Raw genomic sequence first — 747 nt, 5'->3', positions numbered from 1 at the left:
AGTTGTACCCGTTGTTGCACTGGCTAAGGTTATAGCTGGTGAACTTGAGCTATTACAGTAAGTTAGATTGTTTAAAACGGTACTTACAGTAGGCGTAGGATTGACCGTAATGGTATACTCTTTATAAGTTCCAACACAACCATTAGCAGTTGGTGTTACTCGAATAGTTGCTGTAATGGGATTAGCGGTAGCATTAGTGGCAGTAAACGCTGGTATATTACCTGTTCCACTGGCAGCTAAGCCAATTGATGTATTAGTGTTTGTCCATGTATAAGTTGTACCTGTAGTGGCACTCGCTAATGTTATAGCTGGTGAACTTGAGGCATTACAGTAAGTTAGATTGTTTAAAACTGTACTTACAGTTGGGGTAGGATTGACCGTAATAGTATATTCCTTATATATCCCTGTACAACCATTTGCTGTAGGGGTTACCCGTATAGTTGCTGTGATAGGATTAGCTGTTGTATTAGTGGCTGTAAATGTAGGGATATTACCCGATCCACTGGCAGCTAAACCAATTGCAGCATTAGTGTTTGTCCATGCATAAGTTGTACCCGTTGTTGCACTGGCTAAGGTTATAGCTGGTGAACTTGAGCTATTACAGTAAGTTAGATTGTTTAAAACGGTACTTACAGTAGGCGTAGGATTGACCGTAATGGTATACTCTTTATAAGTTCCAACACAACCATTAGCAGTTGGTGTTACTCGAATAGTTGCTGTAATGGGATTAGCGGTAGCATTAGTGGC

General features: G+C 40.4%; 1 protein-coding gene. It reads right to left on the bottom strand.

All coding sequences use genetic code 11. The features are described 5' to 3' along the window. On the bottom strand, positions 1–747 hold a 747-nt coding region (locus IR022_RS04310), incomplete at both ends, for a PKD-like domain-containing protein (RefSeq protein ID WP_199330264.1).

Source organism: Dysgonomonas sp. GY617 (genome assembly GCF_015233815.1).
Classification (GTDB): Bacteria; Bacteroidota; Bacteroidia; order Bacteroidales; family Dysgonomonadaceae; genus Dysgonomonas_A.
Note: the sequence above shows the minus strand (reverse complement) of the source record. Positions and strands in the feature narration are given on the sequence as shown.